The sequence below is a fragment of the Arthrobacter sp. TB 26 genome (genome assembly GCF_000427315.1).
Taxonomy (GTDB): Bacteria; Actinomycetota; Actinomycetes; order Actinomycetales; family Micrococcaceae; genus Arthrobacter.
In genome coordinates, this window is the sequence record NZ_AUPJ01000481.1 from 1 (window position 1) to 17,101 (window position 17,101).

Below are 17,101 nucleotides of genomic sequence, written 5' to 3' on the forward strand. Positions count from 1 at the left end.
GACGACTGGTGGGGCATTGGGCCCGGCGCGCACTCCCACGTGGGCGGCGTGCGCTGGTGGAACGTCAAGCACCCCACCGCCTACGCCAACCGCCTGGGTGCCGGGCTCTCGCCGGCCGCAGGCCGGGAAACCCTGGATTCGGAGACCCGCAACGTGGAGCGCGTCATGCTCGAGGCGCGCCTGAACTCCGGGCTGGAGATCACCAGCCTGGGCGGCCTGGGGGATACCGGGCGGCACGCAGTCGCCGGACTCATCGCGGACGGCCTCGTTGACCCCGTGGCGGCCTTCCACGGCAGCCTCGTCCTGACACTCAAGGGCCGGCTGCTGGCGGACGCCGTGGTCCGCAGGATCCTGCCGGACTGACCCGGCTGACCCGACCGGCCCGACCGGCCCGGGCCCGGGCAGGTGCTGCCGCCCTACTTGATCCAGCGGAGGTTGAACTCGTAGCGGTGCGGCTGGCCGCGGTTGACGTGGATGCCGGCGGCGACCGAGAAGCACGTCACGGCAATCCAGATGACCGTGGCCAGGACGGCGAAGATGTTGCCCACCACCGGGACGAAAACCAGCAGGTTGCACAGCACGGCAGCAATGGTGGGGGGCAGCGTGAAGTTGAGGGCTTCCTTGGACTCCTGCGCCGTGAACGGGCCGCGGTCCTTGAAGATCAGGTAGATCAGCAGCGAGGGAACGCAGCCCAGGATGCCCCCGAAGTGGGCCAGCGTGGCCCACTGCCGGTCCTCATTCGCCGTGAGCGGCAGTGCATTTGCGGGAACGCCATGGTACGGGGGCTGGCCATGGCCGGCCTGGTTGCCGGTGTGTTCGCGTGCGTCATCTGCCACGGTGTCGTCCTTCGGATTGCGGTGGTGCGTTGGTGCCTGCAGGTGCCAGGGCTGCGCCGGGAGCGCAGCCGCCGTACCAAGAATACTTGCTCGGTCGCGGAATCACGGATCGGCCCGCTGGCGGGGGCGCCCGGCAAAGCAGCTCAGGGAACGGTCAGGAAGTCGATGACCTCCTCCACCCGGCCCAGCAGGGACGGTTCCAGATCGGCGTAGTTGCGGACTGCGCCCAGGAGCTTCTGCCAGCCCAGGCCGATATCCTCCTTGGTGCTGTGCGGCCAGCCGAACGCCGTCAGGATCCCCGTCTTCCAGTCCACACCCCGGGGGATCACCGGCCACCTCTCGATCCCCAGGACGGCGGGNGGGCCGGATCGCCTGCCAGACGTCCACGTAGGGGTGTCCGACGATCAGGACGTTCCCGGCCGCGCCGGGGGAGGCCATCACGGCCGCGGCGATCCTGGATTCCTTGGAGTCAGGTACCAGGTGGTCCACCAGCACGCCCAGCCGGCGTCCGGGTCCGGGCCGGAACGCCGCCACCGCGCCGGCGAGGTCGTCGATGCCGTGCAAAGGCTCGACGACGATGCCCTCCACCCGGAGATCGTCACCCCAGACCTTCTCGACGAGTTCGGCGTCGTGCTTTCCTTCCACCCAGATCCGGCTCGCTTTGGCGATCTGGGCGCGCTGGCCCTCCACCCGGACGGAGCCGGAGGCTGTTCTGGTGCCTGCGGCGGCTGCGGCGGCCCGGGGTGCCGGCGGCATCAGCCGGATCGGCTGGCCCTCCAGCAGGAAGCCGAAACCGAGGCGGAAGGACCGGGACTTGCCGCGGCGGTCTTCAAGGGACACGACGTGCATCCCGCCGGACTTCTCCACCCGCGTAACGGCACCCACCCAACCGGACTGCACATCTTCGAGCACCATTCCGCGCTCTACGGGCACTTCTGGCAGCTGGGTCTTGGCGGGGGCGGACAGGTCCTGGGGGCCCCAGTTCTGGTACGACATCGGATACACACTGCTTTGCGTTCGGTTTGCTGCGGCGGGCTGTGCCCCAAAACACGCGCCCCGGGAGGAACGCCCGGAGCGAACTCAATGCTAACAACGCGGCGACTCATATTAGACTGGTTAGCACTTAGGCATGTCGAGTGCTAACCGAACACGTCCGGCGCGACCGGCGGTCCGCGGCACCGGATGCGGGACAGTCGATAGGAGGTGGAGCGTGAGCGAACCACGCAAACTCGAAGTGCTGCGCGCCATCGTGGAGGACTACGTCCATTCGCGGGAACCTGTCGGCTCGAAAGCCCTCGTGGAGCGGCACCACCTCGGCGTGTCCAGTGCCACGATCCGCAATGACATGGCCGCCCTGGAAGATGAGGGCCTCATCACGGCTCCGCACACCAGCGCAGGACGCATCCCCACGGACAAGGGCTACCGGCTCTTCGTGGACCAGATTTCGGCGGTCAAGCCACTCTCGCCGGCGGAACGCCGTGCCATCCAGGCGCTGCTGGAAGGCTCCGATGACCTCGACGACGTCCTGGACCGGACGGTGCGGCTGCTTGCCCAGCTGACCAACCAGGTCGCCGTCGTGCAGTACCCGCACCTCAGCCGGGCCAAAGTGCGGCACATCGAATTCGTCCTGCTCGCCCCCCGCAAGGTACTCGCCGTGCTGATCGCGGACACCGGCAAGGTGGAGCAACGCGTCATCGACGTGGGGCAGGACCTCCCGGACGAGGCCCTGTCCGGGCTGCGCACGCGGTTCCTCGGCAGTCTCTCCGGGACCCCGCTGAACCTGCTGCCGCAGTCCCTGCAGTCCCTGATCGCCAGCTGCCCGCCCGCGCGGCGCAGCGCCGCCCAGGCGTTGGCCCGCGGCATTGAGGCGCTGGCAGCCAGCAGCCGCGAGGAACGGATGGTCATGGCCGGAACCGCCAACCTGGCCCGCTCCAACGTCGACTTCCCGCTGACCATCGGCCCCGTCCTGGAGGCCCTCGAGGAACAGGTGGTCATGCTCCGCCTGCTGAGCGACATGGCCGCGGACCCGCGGGGCGTCACGGTCAGCATCGGCCGGGAAAACCCCTACGACGGGCTCGCTGAGGCCTCGGTGGTGGCCACCGGCTACGGACCGGACGCGACGGCGAAAGTCGGAGTGCTGGGTCCCACCCGGATGGACTATCCGACCACCATGGCCGCCGTCCGGGCGGTCGCACGCTACCTTTCAAGGATTCTCGGCCCCTGACGGCCGCGTCCACCCGCAACCGCCCGGCCCCGAGGGGCCGACACCAGACTTCTTGCCCCCAACAGGCAGTGCCCCACCGGCAGTACAAAAAGGAAGAGATACACACTTTGAGCAGCCATTACGACGTTCTTGGAGTCTCCCGCGAAGCCACGGGAGAAGAGATCAAGAAGGCTTACCGCAAGCTGGCGCGGAACCTCCACCCGGACGTGAACCCCGGGGATGACGCCTCCGACCGCTTCAAGGCCGTCACGCACGCCTACGAGGTGCTGTCCGATCCGCAGAAGCGCCGGATCTACGACACCACCGGCAACGAGAACGGCACTGACAACGGCTTCGGCGGCGGCAGCTACTCCGGCCAGGGCTTCGCGTTCCAGGACATTTTCGAGACCTTCTTCGGCGCAGGCGGCCAGGCCGGACCGGCGTCGAGGGTCCGCCGCGGCCAGGACGCCCTCATCAGCGTCCGGATCGATCTCCGTGACGCCGTGTTCGGCGTCAACAAGAAGCTCGAAGTGGATACGGCCGTTACCTGCCCCACCTGCGAGGGCTCGTGCTGCCGCGAAGGCAGCCACCCGGAACGCTGCGACATCTGCGGCGGCTCCGGCCAGGTCCAGCGCGCCGTGCGCTCCATCCTCGGCCAGGTCATGACCACGGCCCCCTGCGGGTCCTGCGAGGGCTTCGGCACCGTCATCAAGGATCCCTGCAACGAATGCGCCGGCCAGGGCCGGATCCGCAGCCGGCGCACCCTGACGGTCAAGGTCCCTGCCGGCGTCGCCACCGGCACGCGCATCCAGCTCTCCGGGCAGGGCGAGGCCGGCCCCGCCGGCGGCCCCTCGGGCGACCTCTACGTGGAGATCCGGGTCAACACCGACGCCACCTACGTTCGCGACGGCGACGACCTGCACGCAAGCCTCAACATCCCCATGACGGCCGCCGCCCTCGGCACCGAGCTCACCCTCGACACCTTCGACGGCCAGCAGGAGATCGGCGTCAAGGCCGGCACCCAGTCCGGCGAAGTCATCACGCTCCGCGGCCTCGGTGTCACCCACCTGCGCGGCTACGGCCGTGGCGACCTCAAGGTCCATCTCCAGGTCGACACCCCCGCCAAGCTCGACGCCGCCCAGGAGGATCTGCTCCGCCAGCTCGCGAAGCTGCGCGGCGAACAGTTCACCGAAGGAAAACTTGCCGCCAGCGGCGGGGTCTTCGCGAAGCTCCGGGACCGGCTCGGTAACCTGTAGCGGTGAGCAACCCGGTCTTTTTCACTGCCCCTGGAACCCTGGACGGGCTGGCCCCCGGGTCCGTCTTTGTCCTTGACGGACNNNNCCCGCCACGCGGTTACGGTGAAGCGCCTCGCCGTGGGGGAGGCCGTCGACATCGCCGACGGCGCCGGCAAGCGGCTGACCGGCGCCGTGTCCGCCGTCGCGCCCGGCGAGCTGACGGTGGAATGCTCCGGGCTCTCCGAGGAGCCCCGGCCCGGGGTCCGGCTGGTCCTGGTGCAGGCCCTCGCGAAAGGCGACCGGGACGAGCTCGCCGCGGAGACCGCCACCGAACTGGGGATCGACGCCGTGGTGCCCTGGCAGGCCGAACGCTCGATTGTGCGCTGGAAAGCCGAACGTGCGGCCAAGGCCCACGCCAAGTGGCAGTCGGTCGTCACGGCGGCGGCCAAGCAGGCACGGCGCGCCTGGATCCCGGAAGTCCGTGCCGCGGTCGACGGCGCCGGCCTTCAGGCGGCAGTGGCCGCTGCGGACCTCGCCATCATCCTGCATGAGGACGCCGTGCGTCCGCTGCGGCAGGTGCTGGAGGCCTGGCAACACGCCGGGGGCACCGGCGCAGGGTCAGGCAGCGACGGCTCGGGTGAGGGCCGCGAGGTGCTGCTGATCGTCGGACCCGAGGGTGGCATCAGCCCGCGGGAAGTGACCAGGCTCTGCGACGCCGGCGCGGTGACAGCCCTGCTGGGGCACCATGTGCTGCGCTCGTCCACGGCCGGTCCCGCCGCCACGGTCCTCGCCAGCGACGTCCTGGGCCGCTGGTAGCCCGGATTCAGCACAAGACGCGATCGGCTGCTCCCCACCGGCACCCTCGCCTCGCAAGCTCGGCCAGGGAACCCTGCCGGCGTGGGCCCAAACGGCCCTTCTGAGGGTTCAGAAGGGCCGTTACGGAGCAGTCGACGCCACATCCGGCAGGGTTGCTGCTATTTGACCGTGAACCCGCGGGTGTCGACGTTCAGGTCCTGGGCCGGGTTGCCGTCCTGAAGCTGGGACACCCGGATCTCGTAGCTGCCCGGTCCCAGGTTGACCGACAGGCTGAATGCTCCGGATTGTCCGGCCTCGGCAGAGGCCGTGACCGTCCCGTTCAGGTATGTGGTCTCGACGCTGCCATCGATGCGCAGAATCTCCCACCGGAGCTTGCCGCCGGCCGCGGTGCTGCGGCCGGAGATCTTGACCGCGCCGTCGTCCACGGAGGTCCCTTCCTGGGGATCAATGATCCACACCGGGGCGACCATCCCGGTGCTGCGTGACGTTGGGGAGCCGAGCCGGACGTGGTTGAAGGCGACGTAGTCGGTGTGCCCGTCCACGAGCACCACCACCTGGATCTGCTGGCCGGNCGGCGTCGATCAGCCCCGCGCTGGCTGCAGCCGCCGTCGCGGTGTAGACCAGCTGCTGGACCGCCCGCTCGGCCATGGCGGGATCGACGTTGCTGTTGAAGGCGTCCGCCGACAGGTCCACGGTGATGACGTTCTTGCCGGAGATGGAGCTTGCCAGCTTCTTCGGGTTCTGCCACGGCGTGAAGAAGTCCGGATCGAGCGGCTTCTGGGACATCATGACCCGGAGTGCCCGGGTGACCGGGTTGTCCTGTTCCGGAACGTCACGGAACTCGCGGTACAGGAACATGCTGTCGTTGCTCCGGCCGATCCAGTACACCGGCGCCTTGTTGGACGCCTGGGACGTTTCCAGCGGCGCGCTGGTGGTTGGCGCGGAGGCCTGGGCAGAGAGGGCCTGCGACGGCGAGTTGGAGTCCGTGATGCCGGGCTGGGGAGTGGCTACGCAGCCGGACAGGGCCAGCGCTGCGGGCAGCACGAGGAGCAGCAGGGTCCGGCGTGTCCGCCTGCCTGCTGCTGTCTGCCCCATCCCGCCTTGCCTGATGGCTGCCGCCCTTTGCTGCTCGGTTACTGCCTGCCGTACTGTCCGCCCGCCCGGCTGAAAATGCCGTGGCGGAGGCCGATTTCCAGCATGGCATACGGCTCCGGCGCGAAACCGTGGATTCGGCCAGCGGGCCGGAACTGCAACGGGAACGATATCCGGCCGATACAAAGTTGATACCTAATGGGCCGATCCAAGCGTCCCGGCGCAGGCGCAACGCCGGATCCGGACGGGCGCGGGGCGCGCCGTGCTGGCGTAAGATGGAGGTACCCGTTGCCCCGGCCGCGGATGGCGAGCACCGCCGTCGGGCCGGATCACGGAACAGACCATTTCCGAACTGGAGGGGACCAGAGGCCCGCGGGCCAACACCATGACTGAAGCAGCGAACGGCAAGGCCCGGATCAGCGCCGGAGAGCGCTCCGCAGGTGAATTCCCCCACTCCCTACCAGGGCTGCGGACGGAGGTAGTCCTGTTCGACAGTTCCGATCAGATGGTTCAGTCCCTCGGCAGTCATGACGAAGCCCTGCGCTTCATCGAGACCCAGTTCCCGGCCGTCGACTTCCATGTCCGCGGCAATGAGCTCGCCATCAGCGGGCCTGCCGCCGACGTGCCGCGGATCATGCGCCTGCTTAATGAGGTCCGGGGCCTCGTCGCCCGGGGCACCGTCATCACTCCCGCTGTCCTGCAGCAGCTCGTGTCGATGCTCCGGACCCAGTCCCTGCAGAACCCGGTCGACGTGCTCACCCACAACATCCTCTCGAACCGCGGCAAGACGATCCGGCCCAAGACGCTGAACCAGAAGAACTACGTGGACGCGATTGACGCCAACACCGTGATCTTCGGCATCGGACCGGCCGGTACCGGCAAAACGTACCTGGCGATGGCCAAAGCCGTCCAGGCGCTGCAGCAGAAGGAAGTCACACGGATCATCCTGACCCGTCCCGCCGTCGAGGCNCGGGGGAGCGGCTGGGGTTCCTGCCCGGCACGCTCAGCGACAAGATCGACCCCTACCTGCGCCCGCTTTACGACGCCCTGCATGAAATGATGGACCCCGAATCCATTCCGCGGCTGATTGCGGCCGGCACCATCGAGGTCGCCCCGCTGGCCTACATGCGCGGACGCACGCTCAACGATGCCTTCATCATCCTGGACGAGGCGCAGAACACGACTCCGGAGCAGATGAAGATGTTCCTCACCCGGTTGGGCTTCGGCTCCAAAATGGTGGTCACCGGTGACGTCACACAGGTGGACCTGCCCTTCGGGACCCGGTCCGGCCTCCGGATCGTGGAGGACATCCTGCAGGGCATCGAGGACGTCAATTTCACCGTCCTGGACGCCTCCGACGTCGTCCGGCACCGCCTGGTAGGCGACATCGTCAACGCCTACAGCGTCTGGGACGAGATCCAGAGGAACCGGGTCAAGCATTCCGTGGCCCGCGACAAGCGGGGAGACCACGCGTGAGTATTGAGGTCAACAACGAATCCGGTGTCACCGTCGATGAGGCGGAGCTGGTGAAGCTGTCTCGGTTCATTTTCGAACGGCTCTTCATCCACCCGCAGGCCGAGCTGTCGATCCTGCTCGTGGACGAGCCGGCCATGGAGAAGCTGCACATCGAACTGATGGACGAGCCCGGCTCCACGGACGTGCTCTCCGTCCCCATGGATGAGCTGACGCCGGGCACACCGGACAAGCCCACGCCCCAGGGCATGCTCGGCGACATCGCCATCTGCCCGCAGGTCGCCGAGGTCCAGGCCCTGAACGCCGGTCACTCCACCCAGGATGAAATGCTTCTGCTCACGACGCACGGCATCCTGCACCTGCTCGGCTTCGACCACGCCGAGCCGGAGGAGAAGGAAGAGATGTTCGGCCTCCAGCGCGAACTGCTCTCTGCCTTCACCGGCAAAGACGCCCCGTCAGAGACGATTCAGTGACGCCACTGATCGTCGCCGGCATGGCGCTGGTGTTCCTTAGTTTTGCCGCGTTCCTGACCGCTACCGAGTCGGCTTTCAACTACCTTTCCCGGCACGACGCCGAGGCAGCGATCCTGCACAGCCGCGGCAATGCGCTGAAGCGCATCATGGCGCAACCCGTGGCGCACATGCGGGCCCTGCGGTTCTGGCGCATCTGGTTCGACATGGCCTCGGCCGTCGCCGTGACGGTGCTGCTGAACAGCCTGCTCGGCAACGTCTGGCTCTCGGGCCTGATCGCCACGGGCGTCATGGCCCTGCTGGGCTTTGTCATTGTGGGTGTATCCCCGCGGCAGCTGGGCCGGGTGCACTCGGCCGGACTGGTCCGCTTCAGCGCGCCCGTGATCCGCTGGCTGTGCTGGGTGCTGGGACCGATTCCCGGCTGGCTCGTCACCCTCGGCAGCGCCGTGGCCCCCGGCGCCCCCGCCGACAACGAGGCGTTCTTCAGCGAAGAGGAATTCCGGGAGCTGGTGGACCGCGCCACGGAGTCCGACGTGATCGAGGACAACGAGGCCGAGCTGATCCAGTCTGTGTTCGATTTCGGCGATACCCTGGTCCGCTCCGTGATGGTGCCCCGCACCGACATCCTCAGCATCGACTCCGGTTCCAGCCTGCACCGGGCCATGTCGCTGTTCCTCCTCTCGGGATATTCCCGGATCCCCGTCATCGGCGAGAACACGGACCAGGTCCTGGGCATCGTCTACCTGAAGGACGTGGCCGCGGTCATCCACAACCTTCGCCCCGACGAGGTTCCCCCGGTCGTTGACGAACTGGCCCGCGAGGTGCGCTACGTGCCTGACTCCAAGCCGGTGAGTGAACTGCTGCGCGAACTGCAGAAGGAATCGACGCACGTCGCGATCGTGATCGACGAATACGGCGGCACCGCCGGTCTCGTCACGCTTGAGGACCTCATCGAGGAAATCGTCGGCGAGATCGTCGACGAGTACGACACCGAGAGCGCGGAAGCGGTGGGACTCGGCGACGGGACCTACCGGGTCAGCGCGCGGATGAGCATCGATGACCTCGGCGAACTCTTCGACCTTGAGCTCGACGACGACGAAGTGGACACCGTTGGCGGCCTGCTCGCCAAGGCCCTCGGGCGGGTGCCGATCGTCGGAAGCACGGTCGAGGTCCACGGGCTGTCCCTTCGGGCCGACCGGCTCGAGGGCCGGCGGAACCGGGTCAGCCACATCATTGCCTCCGCCGTACCAAAAGAAGAAACTGACCTTGAAGACCTTCTCGACGAGGCCGCGCCAATCCAACAGGGAGTCTCACGTGAGCAAGCAGAATAAGTCCGACGGCGAAGCGGCCCACGGCGGCTACCGGGCCGGGTTTGCCGTGCTGGTCGGGCGGCCCAATACAGGCAAGTCCACCCTCACCAACGCCCTGGTGGGCCAGAAGGTTGCGATCACCTCGGCCAAGCCGCAGACCACGCGGCACACCATCCGCGGCATCGTGCACCGGGAAGACGGGCAGCTGATCCTCGTGGACACCCCGGGACTGCACCGCCCGCGCACCCTGCTGGGGAAGCGGCTGAACGAGCTCGTCGCCGACACCCTCGCCGAGGTGGACGCGATCGGCTTCTGCCTGCCGGCCAACGAGAAGATCGGCCCGGGCGACAAGTTCATCGCCGCCCAGCTCGCGGCCATCGGCAACAAGCCGGTCATCGCAATCGTGACGAAGTCCGACACGGTGGACCGCCAGGCCCTCACCGAACAGCTGCTCGCCGTCGACGCCCTGGGCCGCGAGGTCCTCGGCGAGGACGGCTGGAAGGACATTGTGCCGGTCTCCGCCGCCGACGGCTTCCAGGTGAAGACCGTTGCCGACGTGCTGATCGGCCTTATGCCGCTGTCGCCGCCGCTGTACCCGGACGGACACCTGACGGACGAACCGGAAGCGGTGATGATCGCCGAACTCATCCGGGAAGCTGCCCTCGAAGGTGTCCGCGACGAACTGCCGCACTCCCTGGCCGTTGTGGTCGATGAGATCGTCCCGCGGGAAGGCCGGCCTGAAGACAGGCCGTTCCTCGACGTCCGGGTCAATCTGTACGTGGAGCGCCCCTCCCAGAAAGCCATCATGATCGGCAAGGGCGGTGCCCGGCTCCGCGAGGTCGGCACCAACGCGCGGAAGGGGATCGAGGCGCTGCTCGGCGCGCGCATCTACCTGGACCTGCACGTGAAGGTCGCCAAGGACTGGCAGCGCGACCCGAAGCAGCTCGTAAAGCTCGGTTTCTAGGCGCCTCCCAGGCGCTCTTCCGGACTTTGCCGGGCCTGCGCCGCTCCCATTGGGGCCCGGAACCGGGAAATTCCCAGATTCGGACTCTAAAATGGTCGGACCCCGTTCGTGAAAGTAGGCTCAACCGTGTCTCGACCCCGTGAAGACCGCGCAGGCGGAGCCGGATCCCCGGTTCGGCCAGGCTCTGCTGCCCGGCACACGGACGACCCCGCCGTCGGACCGGCCCGGCACCTTGGCTCAGCCCGCGGCATGCCGGCCTGGCTGAAGATCGGGACCGCCGTCGTGTCCATCCTTCTGGTCGGGGTCATTGCCTTCGGCGCCTACTGGGCCATCCGCCTGCAGGGCAACATCACCAAGGCCTCACTGGGAGCCGGAAGCGAGAAGACCGAGGGCGCCGTGGACGACTCGCGGGACAGGATGCAGATCCTGGTCCTTGGTTCTGACACCCGTGACGGGAAAAATTCGCAATACGGCGGGGCCGGCGACTCCACCGGCTACGGTCACTCCGACGTCATGATGCTGCTGGACATCTCTGCTGACAACAAGCGCGTCAACGTCATCAGCTTCCCCCGGGACCTGCTCGTTGATATCCCAAAGTGCACCGACCAGGAAACCAAGCGGGAATTCCCGGCCCAGAAGAACGTCATGATCAACGCGGCCATGTCCGAGGCCGGCATCGGCTGCGCCGTGGACACCGTGAACAAGCTCACCGGCCTGGAAATCGACCACTTTATGATGGCGGACTTCAATTCGGTCAAGGAACTGTCCAACACCGTCGGCGGTGTCGACGTCTGCATCAGCGACGCCGTCTACGACCCCGACTCGGGTCTTCGGCTCCCCAAGGGCACCTCCAAGGTCCAGGGCGAGCAGGCCCTGGCGTTCCTGCGTGCCCGCCATGCCTTCGCCGACGGCGGCGACCTCGGCCGGATCAAGGGGCAGCAGGGGTTCCTGTCCTCGCTGGTCCGCAAGATCAAGGACGACGGCACCCTCAGCAACCCCGCCAGGACGCTCCAGATCGCGGATGTCGTCACCAAGAACCTCACGATCGACGAGGGCATGGCCTCGGTCCCGACGCTGCTGACCGTCGCGAACCGGCTGAAGAACATCGACGTCGGCAAGGTCGCGTTCGTCGCGGTGCCCACCGGGCCCGCTGCCAGCGACGTGAACCGCCTGCAGCTCGCCGAACCCGCCGCGTCGCAGCTCTTTGCCGCGATGCGCAGGGACATCGACCTGACGGACCCGACAGCGACGCCGAGCCCGTCCGCCTCCTCGGACGCAAGTGCCAGCGCCGGCGCGGAGCCGACACCCAGCGAGACAGCCGCCGCCTACGACAAGGCGGTCCAGCCCGTCACGGTGGCCAACGGTTCAGGTGTTCCGGCCCGGACCCAGGAGATCATCCAGGCCCTCACCACCGGCGGCTTCACCCAGCTCGCGCCGCTGGCCGCCCGGCCCGTAGCGGCCACTGCGGTCTACTACGGTGCGGGTTTCGGGGATGTGGCCGCCGACGTTGCCACGCTGCTGGGGATCCCGGCGGCCCAGGTGCTGCCCGCCGCCGGTGTCAACGGCGTCCAGGTCTACCTCGGCAGCGACCTCGTGGGCGGCACCGCGAGCGGGGACGCCCCGGTGGAACTGCCCTCGGACATTGTCAACCAGACCGCCGGCGACGTCGTCTGCCAGCAGGCCAACCCGGCACTGATCACCCGCTGACGGCGCCGCGCCAACAGGCGAGGGCCGGGCGCGGGAGTTTTCCTGCGGCCGGCCCTCGTTGTGCCCGTGCTGTTGCGGGGGAGGCGCCTACCAGATGCTCACGCGCTCGGCCGCGGGCATCCACATGCCGTCCTGCTCCGCGGTGCCGAAAGCGTCGTGGAAGGCGTCAAGGTTTTTGGCGATCTGGTTGGTGCGGAATTCGTTGGGCGAGTGCGGATCCGTGGCGAGCCGCCGGATCGCTTCCTCGTTCCGCATGACCTGGCGCCAGCCGGCAGCCCACGAGGCAAAGAAGCGCTGCACACCGGTCAGGCCGTCCAGCACCGGGGGCTCCTGGCCGTCGAGGCTGATCAGGTAGGCCTTGTACGCAATCGTCAGCCCGCCCAGGTCACCGATGTTTTCGCCCAGGGTCAGTTTGCCGTTGACGGTGTGACCCGGCGCAGCCGTGGGGGAGAGAGCGTCGAACTGGGCCACCAGTTTGGAGGTCAGCGACTCAAAGGCCGTCCGGTCGTCCTCCGTCCACCAGTTCCGGAGCAGGCCGCTGCCGTCATACTGGGAGCCCTGGTCATCGAAGCCGTGGCCAATTTCGTGGCCGATGATGGCTCCGATGCCGCCGTAGTTGACGGCGTCGTCGGCGTCGGCGGTGAAGAAGGGCGGCTGCAGGATGGCGGCCGGGAACACAATCTCGTTCAGCAGCGGGTGGTAGTAGGCGTTCACCGTCTGCGGCGTCATGAGCCATTTTTCCCGGTCCACGGGCTTGCCCACCTCATCAAGGTGCCGGTCGACGTCGGCGCTGTGCGCCCGCTCCACATTTCCCAGCAGATCCGACGGGTCGATGTCCACCGCGGAGTAGTCGATCCACTTGTCCGGGTAGCCAATCTTGGCGCGGAAGGAATCGAGCTTCTTCAGCGCCTCGAGTTTGGTTTCCTCGCCCATCCAGGCAAGGCCGGTGATGGATTCGCGGTAAGCCTCGATCAGGTTCGCCACCAGCGACTCCATGCGTGCCTTGTGGGTTTCGGGGAAGTGCCGGGCAACGAAGATCTGGCCGACCGCCTCGCCGAGCGCGGCCTCGACGACGGCGACCCCCCGCTTCCACCGGTCCTTGTTGCGCGGCGTTCCGCTGAGCGTGGTGCCGTAGAAGGCGAAGTTCGCATCAACCAACGCGGCGGAGAGATAGGGCGCGGCCGCGCTGATGACGCGCAGGGCGAGCCATTCCTGCCAGACGGACAGCGGCTCCGAGTCCAGCAGCGATGCTGCCCCGGCAAAGAAATCCGGGGTGCTCACGACGAGTTCGGCACGCTTCTCCGGCGCGATCGCGGCGGCGTCGAACCACGTCGTAAGGAGCGGGAAGAGCTCCGTCGCCTCATCGGCGGACTTGAGGTTGTAGGTCTTCTGCGGATCGCGCAGCGTGACTTTGTCCCAGTGGTGCGAGGCGAGTGCCGTCTCCAGCGCCACGACCCGGCCAGCCGCGTCTTCGGGATCGGCGACGCCGGCCAGGCCGAAGACCGTCCTGATGTGTTCCGTGTAGGCCTGCACCACCGGGGCGAACTTCTCCTCGCGGTAGTACGACTCATCGGGCAGGCCCAGCCCGCCCTGGCCGGTGTACAGCAGGATCCGGTCCGGGTTTCCGGCGTCGGGGGCGGGATAGATGTAGAAGAGGCCGCCCACGTCCGCGCGGAACAGGCGCCCGGCCAGCGCCACGAGCCCGGCGACCGACTCTGTGGAGAACACTTCGTCGAGCCGCTGCCTGATCGGGTCCAGGCCCTTGGCTTCCACCGCGGCCTCGTCCATGAAGCTGTTGTAGAGGTCCCCGATCTTCTGCTCGATCCCGCTGGACTCCGCGCCGCGGCCGGCCGCGTCCTCGATGATCTCCTTCACCGCGAGTTCCGAGCCGTCCCGCAGCGCCGTGAACGTCCCTTCCAGGGGCCGGTCATCCGGGATCTCGGTGCTCTTGAGCCAGGTGCCGTTAACATGCTGGTACAGGTCATCCTGCGGCCGGACAGAGAAGTCGATGGTGGACAGGGCGATCCCCGAAAGTGGCACGGATGCTCCTTTGAGAGGCAGCCCGGCGCCGCCTTGTTACGGGTTACCGGTCTGCATGGTGGACGTTACGAAGGTGTGGCTCCTTCATCTTACGCACCCGTGTTAGTGTGAAATGGTGCGCGCAGAACTGCTTCTTCTTAGCTGCCGCGGCGAGGCCTCAGACGCGATCTAGCGCAAGGCCCACCCTCGCTGCGGAGTTTGTGTTGCCCGGCCACCCTTTCACCAGGAATCACAGAAAAGGCCCCGATTGTAATGCGAAACGCACAGAAATCCTCAGGAATGCCCGTCCACCGCTACGTCCCGTTCCAGGACCTGATCACGGTTGAACTGCCGGACCGCACCTGGCCGGACAAGGTCATCACCAAGGCCCCGCGCTGGTGTGCCGTGGACCTGCGTGACGGCAACCAGGCACTGATCGACCCGATGAGCCCGGCCCGCAAACTGAAGATGTTCCAGCTGCTGGTCCGGATGGGCTACAAGGAAATCGAAGTCGGTTTCCCCTCCGCGTCGCAGACGGACTTCGACTTCGTCCGGCAGCTGATCGAGGGTAACCACATCCCGGACGACGTCACCATCCAGGTCCTGACCCAGGCCCGCGAACACCTCATCGAACGGACCTACGAGTCCCTCGTCGGCGCCAAGCAGGCGATCGTGCACCTGTACAACTCGACCTCGGTCCTGCAGCGCCGGGTTGTTTTCAACCAGGACGAAGACGGCATCCTGGACATCGCACTCCAGGGCGCGCGGCTGTGCAAGAAGTACGAGGAGACCCTGCAGGACACCAACATCACCTACGAGTACTCACCGGAATCCTTCACGGGGACCGAACTGGAGTACGCCGTCCGGGTCTGCAACGCCATCGCCGACGTCTTCGAGGCCTCCGCCGACAGCCAGGTCATCATCAACCTGCCGGCCACGGTGGAAATGGCCACCCCCAATGTGTACGCCGACTCCATCGAGTGGATGAGCCGCAACCTGCATCCGCGGGAGGGCATCATCCTGTCGCTGCACCCGCACAATGACCGCGGCACCGGTGTCGCGGCCGCCGAACTGGGCTACCTGGCCGGCGCCGACCGCATCGAAGGCTGCCTGTTCGGCAACGGTGAACGGACCGGCAACGTGGACCTGGTGACCCTGGGCCTGAACATGTTCGTCCAGGGCATCGACCCGATGATCGATTTCTCCGACATCGACGAGGTCCGCCGCACCGTGGAGTACTGCAACCAGCTGCCCGTGGCCGAGCGTGCACCGTACGGCGGGGACCTCGTCTTCACCGCTTTCTCCGGCTCGCACCAGGACGCGATCAAGAAGGGCCTGGAAGCGCTCGAGAAGGATGCCGCCGCCGCCGGCAAGGACGTCGCGGACTATCCGTGGCAGGTCCCGTACCTGCCCGTCGACCCGAAGGACCTCGGTCGCAGCTACGAGGCCGTCATCCGGGTCAACTCCCAGTCGGGCAAGGGCGGCGTCGCCTACCTGCTGAAGAACGAGCACAACCTGGACCTGCCGAGGCGCGCCCAGATCGAGTTCTCCGGCGTCATCCAGAAGCAGACGGACACGATGGGCGGCGAAGTCAGCGGCGCCCAGCTCTGGCAGGTCTTCCAGGACGAGTACCTGCCCTCCGGTTCGGCCGACGCGCAGTGGGGACGCTACGCCCTCGGCTCGTTCAGCACCGAGACGGACGAGGACGGTTCCATGACCCTGCACGCCGCGCTCAAGGTCGACGGCACCCAGGTCCACCGCACCGGCACCGGCAACGGTCCGATCGCTGCCCTGCTGAGCATCCTGCGCGAGGACGGCGTCGACGTCCGGGTCCTGGACTACAGCGAACACGCCCTGTCCGAAGGCGGCAGTGCCCTCGCCGCGGCCTACGTCGAATGCGCCGTGGGGGAGCGTGTGCTGTGGGGCGTCGGGATCGACGCCAACACGTCCACGTCCTCGCTCAAGGCCGTCATCTCTGCCGTGAACCGGGCCATCCGGGACGCGCGCGCCTGATCAGGGAGTCACTGCGCCGCCGGATCCGCCGGCGGCGCAGTGCTGCTTTCCCCAATGGCAGCGTTTCCGTCCAAGACAGTGCGAAGATTAACCGTGGCCCAACCATCCTCCTTTGCCTCCCGCGCCTACCGTGATGACGGCGTCGTGCTGCGTACCCACAAGCTGGGCGAGGCGGACCGCATCATCACCATCCTGACCAAGCACCACGGCCAGGTCCGCGCGGTGGCCAAGGGCGTCCGGCGCACAAGCAGCCGCTTCGGCGCACGGCTGGAACCCTTTATGGTCGCGGACCTGCAGCTGATTTCCGGCCGGACACTCGACATCGTCACGCAGGCGGTCGCCAAGGGCGCCTACGGCGGCAACATCGCCGCGGATTATGGCCGCTATACCGTCGCTGCCGCCATGACCGAGACGGCCGAGAAGCTCACCGACGTCGACGGCGAAGCGGGCACCGCCCAATACAACCTCCTCGTCGGCGCCCTGGCATCGCTGAGCCGCGGGGACCACACCCCGGAACTCATCCTCGATTCCTACCTGCTGCGGGCCCTCTCCACCGGCGGCTGGGCTCCGAGTTTCACCGACTGCGCACGCTGCGGTGCCCGTGGCCCGCACAATGCGTTTTCTGCCCCGCTTGGCGGCATGGTGTGCCCCGACTGCCGTCCGCCGGGGTCCCCCGCGCCCGCCGCGGAAACCGTCCAGCTGCTCGGCGCCCTGCTGACCGGGGACTGGACGACAGCGGACGCGTCCGTCCCGGTGCACCGCCGCGAGGCAGCGGGCCTGGTGGCCAGCTACCTGCAGTGGCATCTGGAACGTGTCCTGAAATCCCTCAAACATGTGGAGCGAACGTAACTGTGGCGTTGGGTAGAACTGTGGCATTGGGCAAAAAAGTGGCGATGGGTGAAAAGAAGAAACCGGTCCGGCAGCGGAGCACCCCGGTGGTGAGCCCCTACCCGCACCCCTCCG

General features: G+C 67.5%; 12 protein-coding genes and 5 pseudogenes (1 of these 17 cut by a window edge). 12 read left to right on the plus strand and 5 right to left on the minus strand.

Annotation, left to right across the window (positions count from 1 at the left end; translation table 11 throughout):
- Positions 1–363 (plus strand): annotated as a pseudogene (locus tag K789_RS0118585) (coproporphyrinogen III oxidase); the annotation flags it as partial.
- Positions 364–416: 53 nt separating this feature from the next.
- Here K789_RS0118585 and K789_RS0118590 read toward each other — a convergent pair.
- Both K789_RS0118590 and K789_RS23520 read right to left on the minus strand, forming a co-directional pair.
- Positions 417–836 carry a DUF4870 domain-containing protein gene (locus K789_RS0118590; protein WP_024368069.1) on the minus strand — a complete coding sequence of 140 codons (420 nt, stop codon included), beginning with the start codon at positions 834–836 and terminating at the stop codon, positions 417–419.
- A 143-nt stretch (positions 837–979) separates the two neighbouring features.
- Positions 980–1,832: pseudogene (locus tag K789_RS23520) on the minus strand (DUF3097 family protein).
- Between the two features lie 214 nt (positions 1,833–2,046).
- Between K789_RS23520 and hrcA the strand changes: the two are divergent.
- The 3 genes and pseudogenes from hrcA (at position 2,047) to K789_RS23525 (ending at position 5,090) form a co-directional block, all read left to right on the plus strand.
- On the plus strand, positions 2,047–3,060 hold the full coding sequence (hrcA, locus tag K789_RS0118600) for a heat-inducible transcriptional repressor HrcA (RefSeq protein WP_024368070.1): 1,014 nt from the start codon (positions 2,047–2,049) through the stop codon (positions 3,058–3,060).
- 107 nt (positions 3,061–3,167) lie between these two features.
- Complete coding sequence (dnaJ, locus tag K789_RS0118605; protein ID WP_024368071.1) at positions 3,168–4,295, plus strand: molecular chaperone DnaJ; 1,128 nt, start codon at positions 3,168–3,170, stop codon at positions 4,293–4,295.
- Between the two features lie 2 nt (positions 4,296–4,297).
- Positions 4,298–5,090: pseudogene (locus K789_RS23525) on the plus strand (16S rRNA (uracil(1498)-N(3))-methyltransferase).
- A gap of 158 nt (positions 5,091–5,248) precedes the next feature.
- On the opposite strand, the gene K789_RS26830 reads toward K789_RS23525, so the two are convergent.
- Both K789_RS26830 and K789_RS23530 read right to left on the minus strand, forming a co-directional pair.
- Entirely contained in the window at positions 5,249–5,548 is a 300-nt protein-coding gene (locus K789_RS26830; RefSeq protein ID WP_416352811.1) for a Gmad2 immunoglobulin-like domain-containing protein, read from the minus strand.
- Positions 5,535–6,185 carry a GerMN domain-containing protein gene (locus K789_RS23530; RefSeq protein WP_416352812.1) on the minus strand — a complete coding sequence of 217 codons (651 nt, stop codon included), beginning with the start codon at positions 6,183–6,185 and terminating at the stop codon, positions 5,535–5,537. Before K789_RS23530 ends, K789_RS26830 begins: the two co-directional genes overlap by 14 nt.
- A 382-nt stretch (positions 6,186–6,567) precedes the next feature.
- Between K789_RS23530 and K789_RS23535 the strand changes: the two are divergent.
- The 5 genes and pseudogenes from K789_RS23535 to K789_RS0118645 all read left to right on the plus strand — a co-directional run bounded on the left by K789_RS23535 (position 6,568) and on the right by K789_RS0118645 (position 12,106).
- A pseudogene (locus K789_RS23535) lies at positions 6,568–7,658 on the plus strand (PhoH family protein).
- Positions 7,655–8,128 (plus strand): rRNA maturation RNase YbeY, encoded by a 474-nt coding sequence (ybeY, locus tag K789_RS0118630; protein ID WP_024368072.1) that lies wholly within the window; start codon positions 7,655–7,657, stop codon positions 8,126–8,128. Before K789_RS23535 ends, ybeY begins: the two are co-directional and overlap by 4 nt.
- Positions 8,125–9,456, plus strand: a complete 1,332-nt coding sequence (locus tag K789_RS0118635; RefSeq protein ID WP_024368073.1) for a hemolysin family protein — start codon at positions 8,125–8,127, stop codon at positions 9,454–9,456. The genes ybeY and K789_RS0118635 overlap by 4 nt, the downstream gene beginning before the upstream one ends.
- On the plus strand, positions 9,440–10,399 hold the full coding sequence (gene era / locus K789_RS0118640) for a GTPase Era (protein ID WP_024368074.1): 960 nt from the start codon (positions 9,440–9,442) through the stop codon (positions 10,397–10,399). Before K789_RS0118635 ends, era begins: the two co-directional genes overlap by 17 nt.
- Positions 10,400–10,525: 126 nt before the next feature.
- Complete coding sequence (locus K789_RS0118645) at positions 10,526–12,106, plus strand: LCP family protein (RefSeq protein WP_024368075.1); 1,581 nt, start codon at positions 10,526–10,528, stop codon at positions 12,104–12,106.
- Positions 12,107–12,193: 87 nt separating this feature from the next.
- On the opposite strand, the gene K789_RS0118650 is transcribed toward K789_RS0118645, so the two are convergent.
- Complete coding sequence (locus K789_RS0118650; RefSeq protein WP_024368076.1) at positions 12,194–14,146, minus strand: M13 family metallopeptidase; 1,953 nt, start codon at positions 14,144–14,146, stop codon at positions 12,194–12,196.
- Between the two features lie 252 nt (positions 14,147–14,398).
- Between K789_RS0118650 and leuA the strand changes: the two genes are divergently transcribed.
- The 3 genes and pseudogenes from leuA to K789_RS0118665 form a co-directional block, all read left to right on the plus strand.
- A complete protein-coding gene (leuA, locus tag K789_RS0118655; RefSeq protein ID WP_024368077.1) occupies positions 14,399–16,138 on the plus strand; it encodes a 2-isopropylmalate synthase in 1,740 nt (579 codons plus the stop codon).
- A gap of 54 nt (positions 16,139–16,192) precedes the next feature.
- A complete protein-coding gene (gene recO, locus K789_RS0118660; protein ID WP_192815788.1) occupies positions 16,193–16,987 on the plus strand; it encodes a DNA repair protein RecO in 795 nt (264 codons plus the stop codon).
- 44 nt (positions 16,988–17,031) lie between these two features.
- Positions 17,032–17,101: pseudogene (locus K789_RS0118665) on the plus strand (isoprenyl transferase) (it continues 834 nt past the right edge of the window).

What these genes read in the sequence shown, in the direction of transcription:
- leuA (WP_024368077.1), top strand. Translation starts at nt 14,399, where the DNA reads ATGCGAAACGCACAGAAATCCTCAGGAATGCCCGTCCACCGCTACGTC.
- recO (WP_192815788.1), top strand. Translation starts at nt 16,193, where the DNA reads ATGGCAGCGTTTCCGTCCAAGACAGTGCGAAGATTAACCGTGGCCCAA.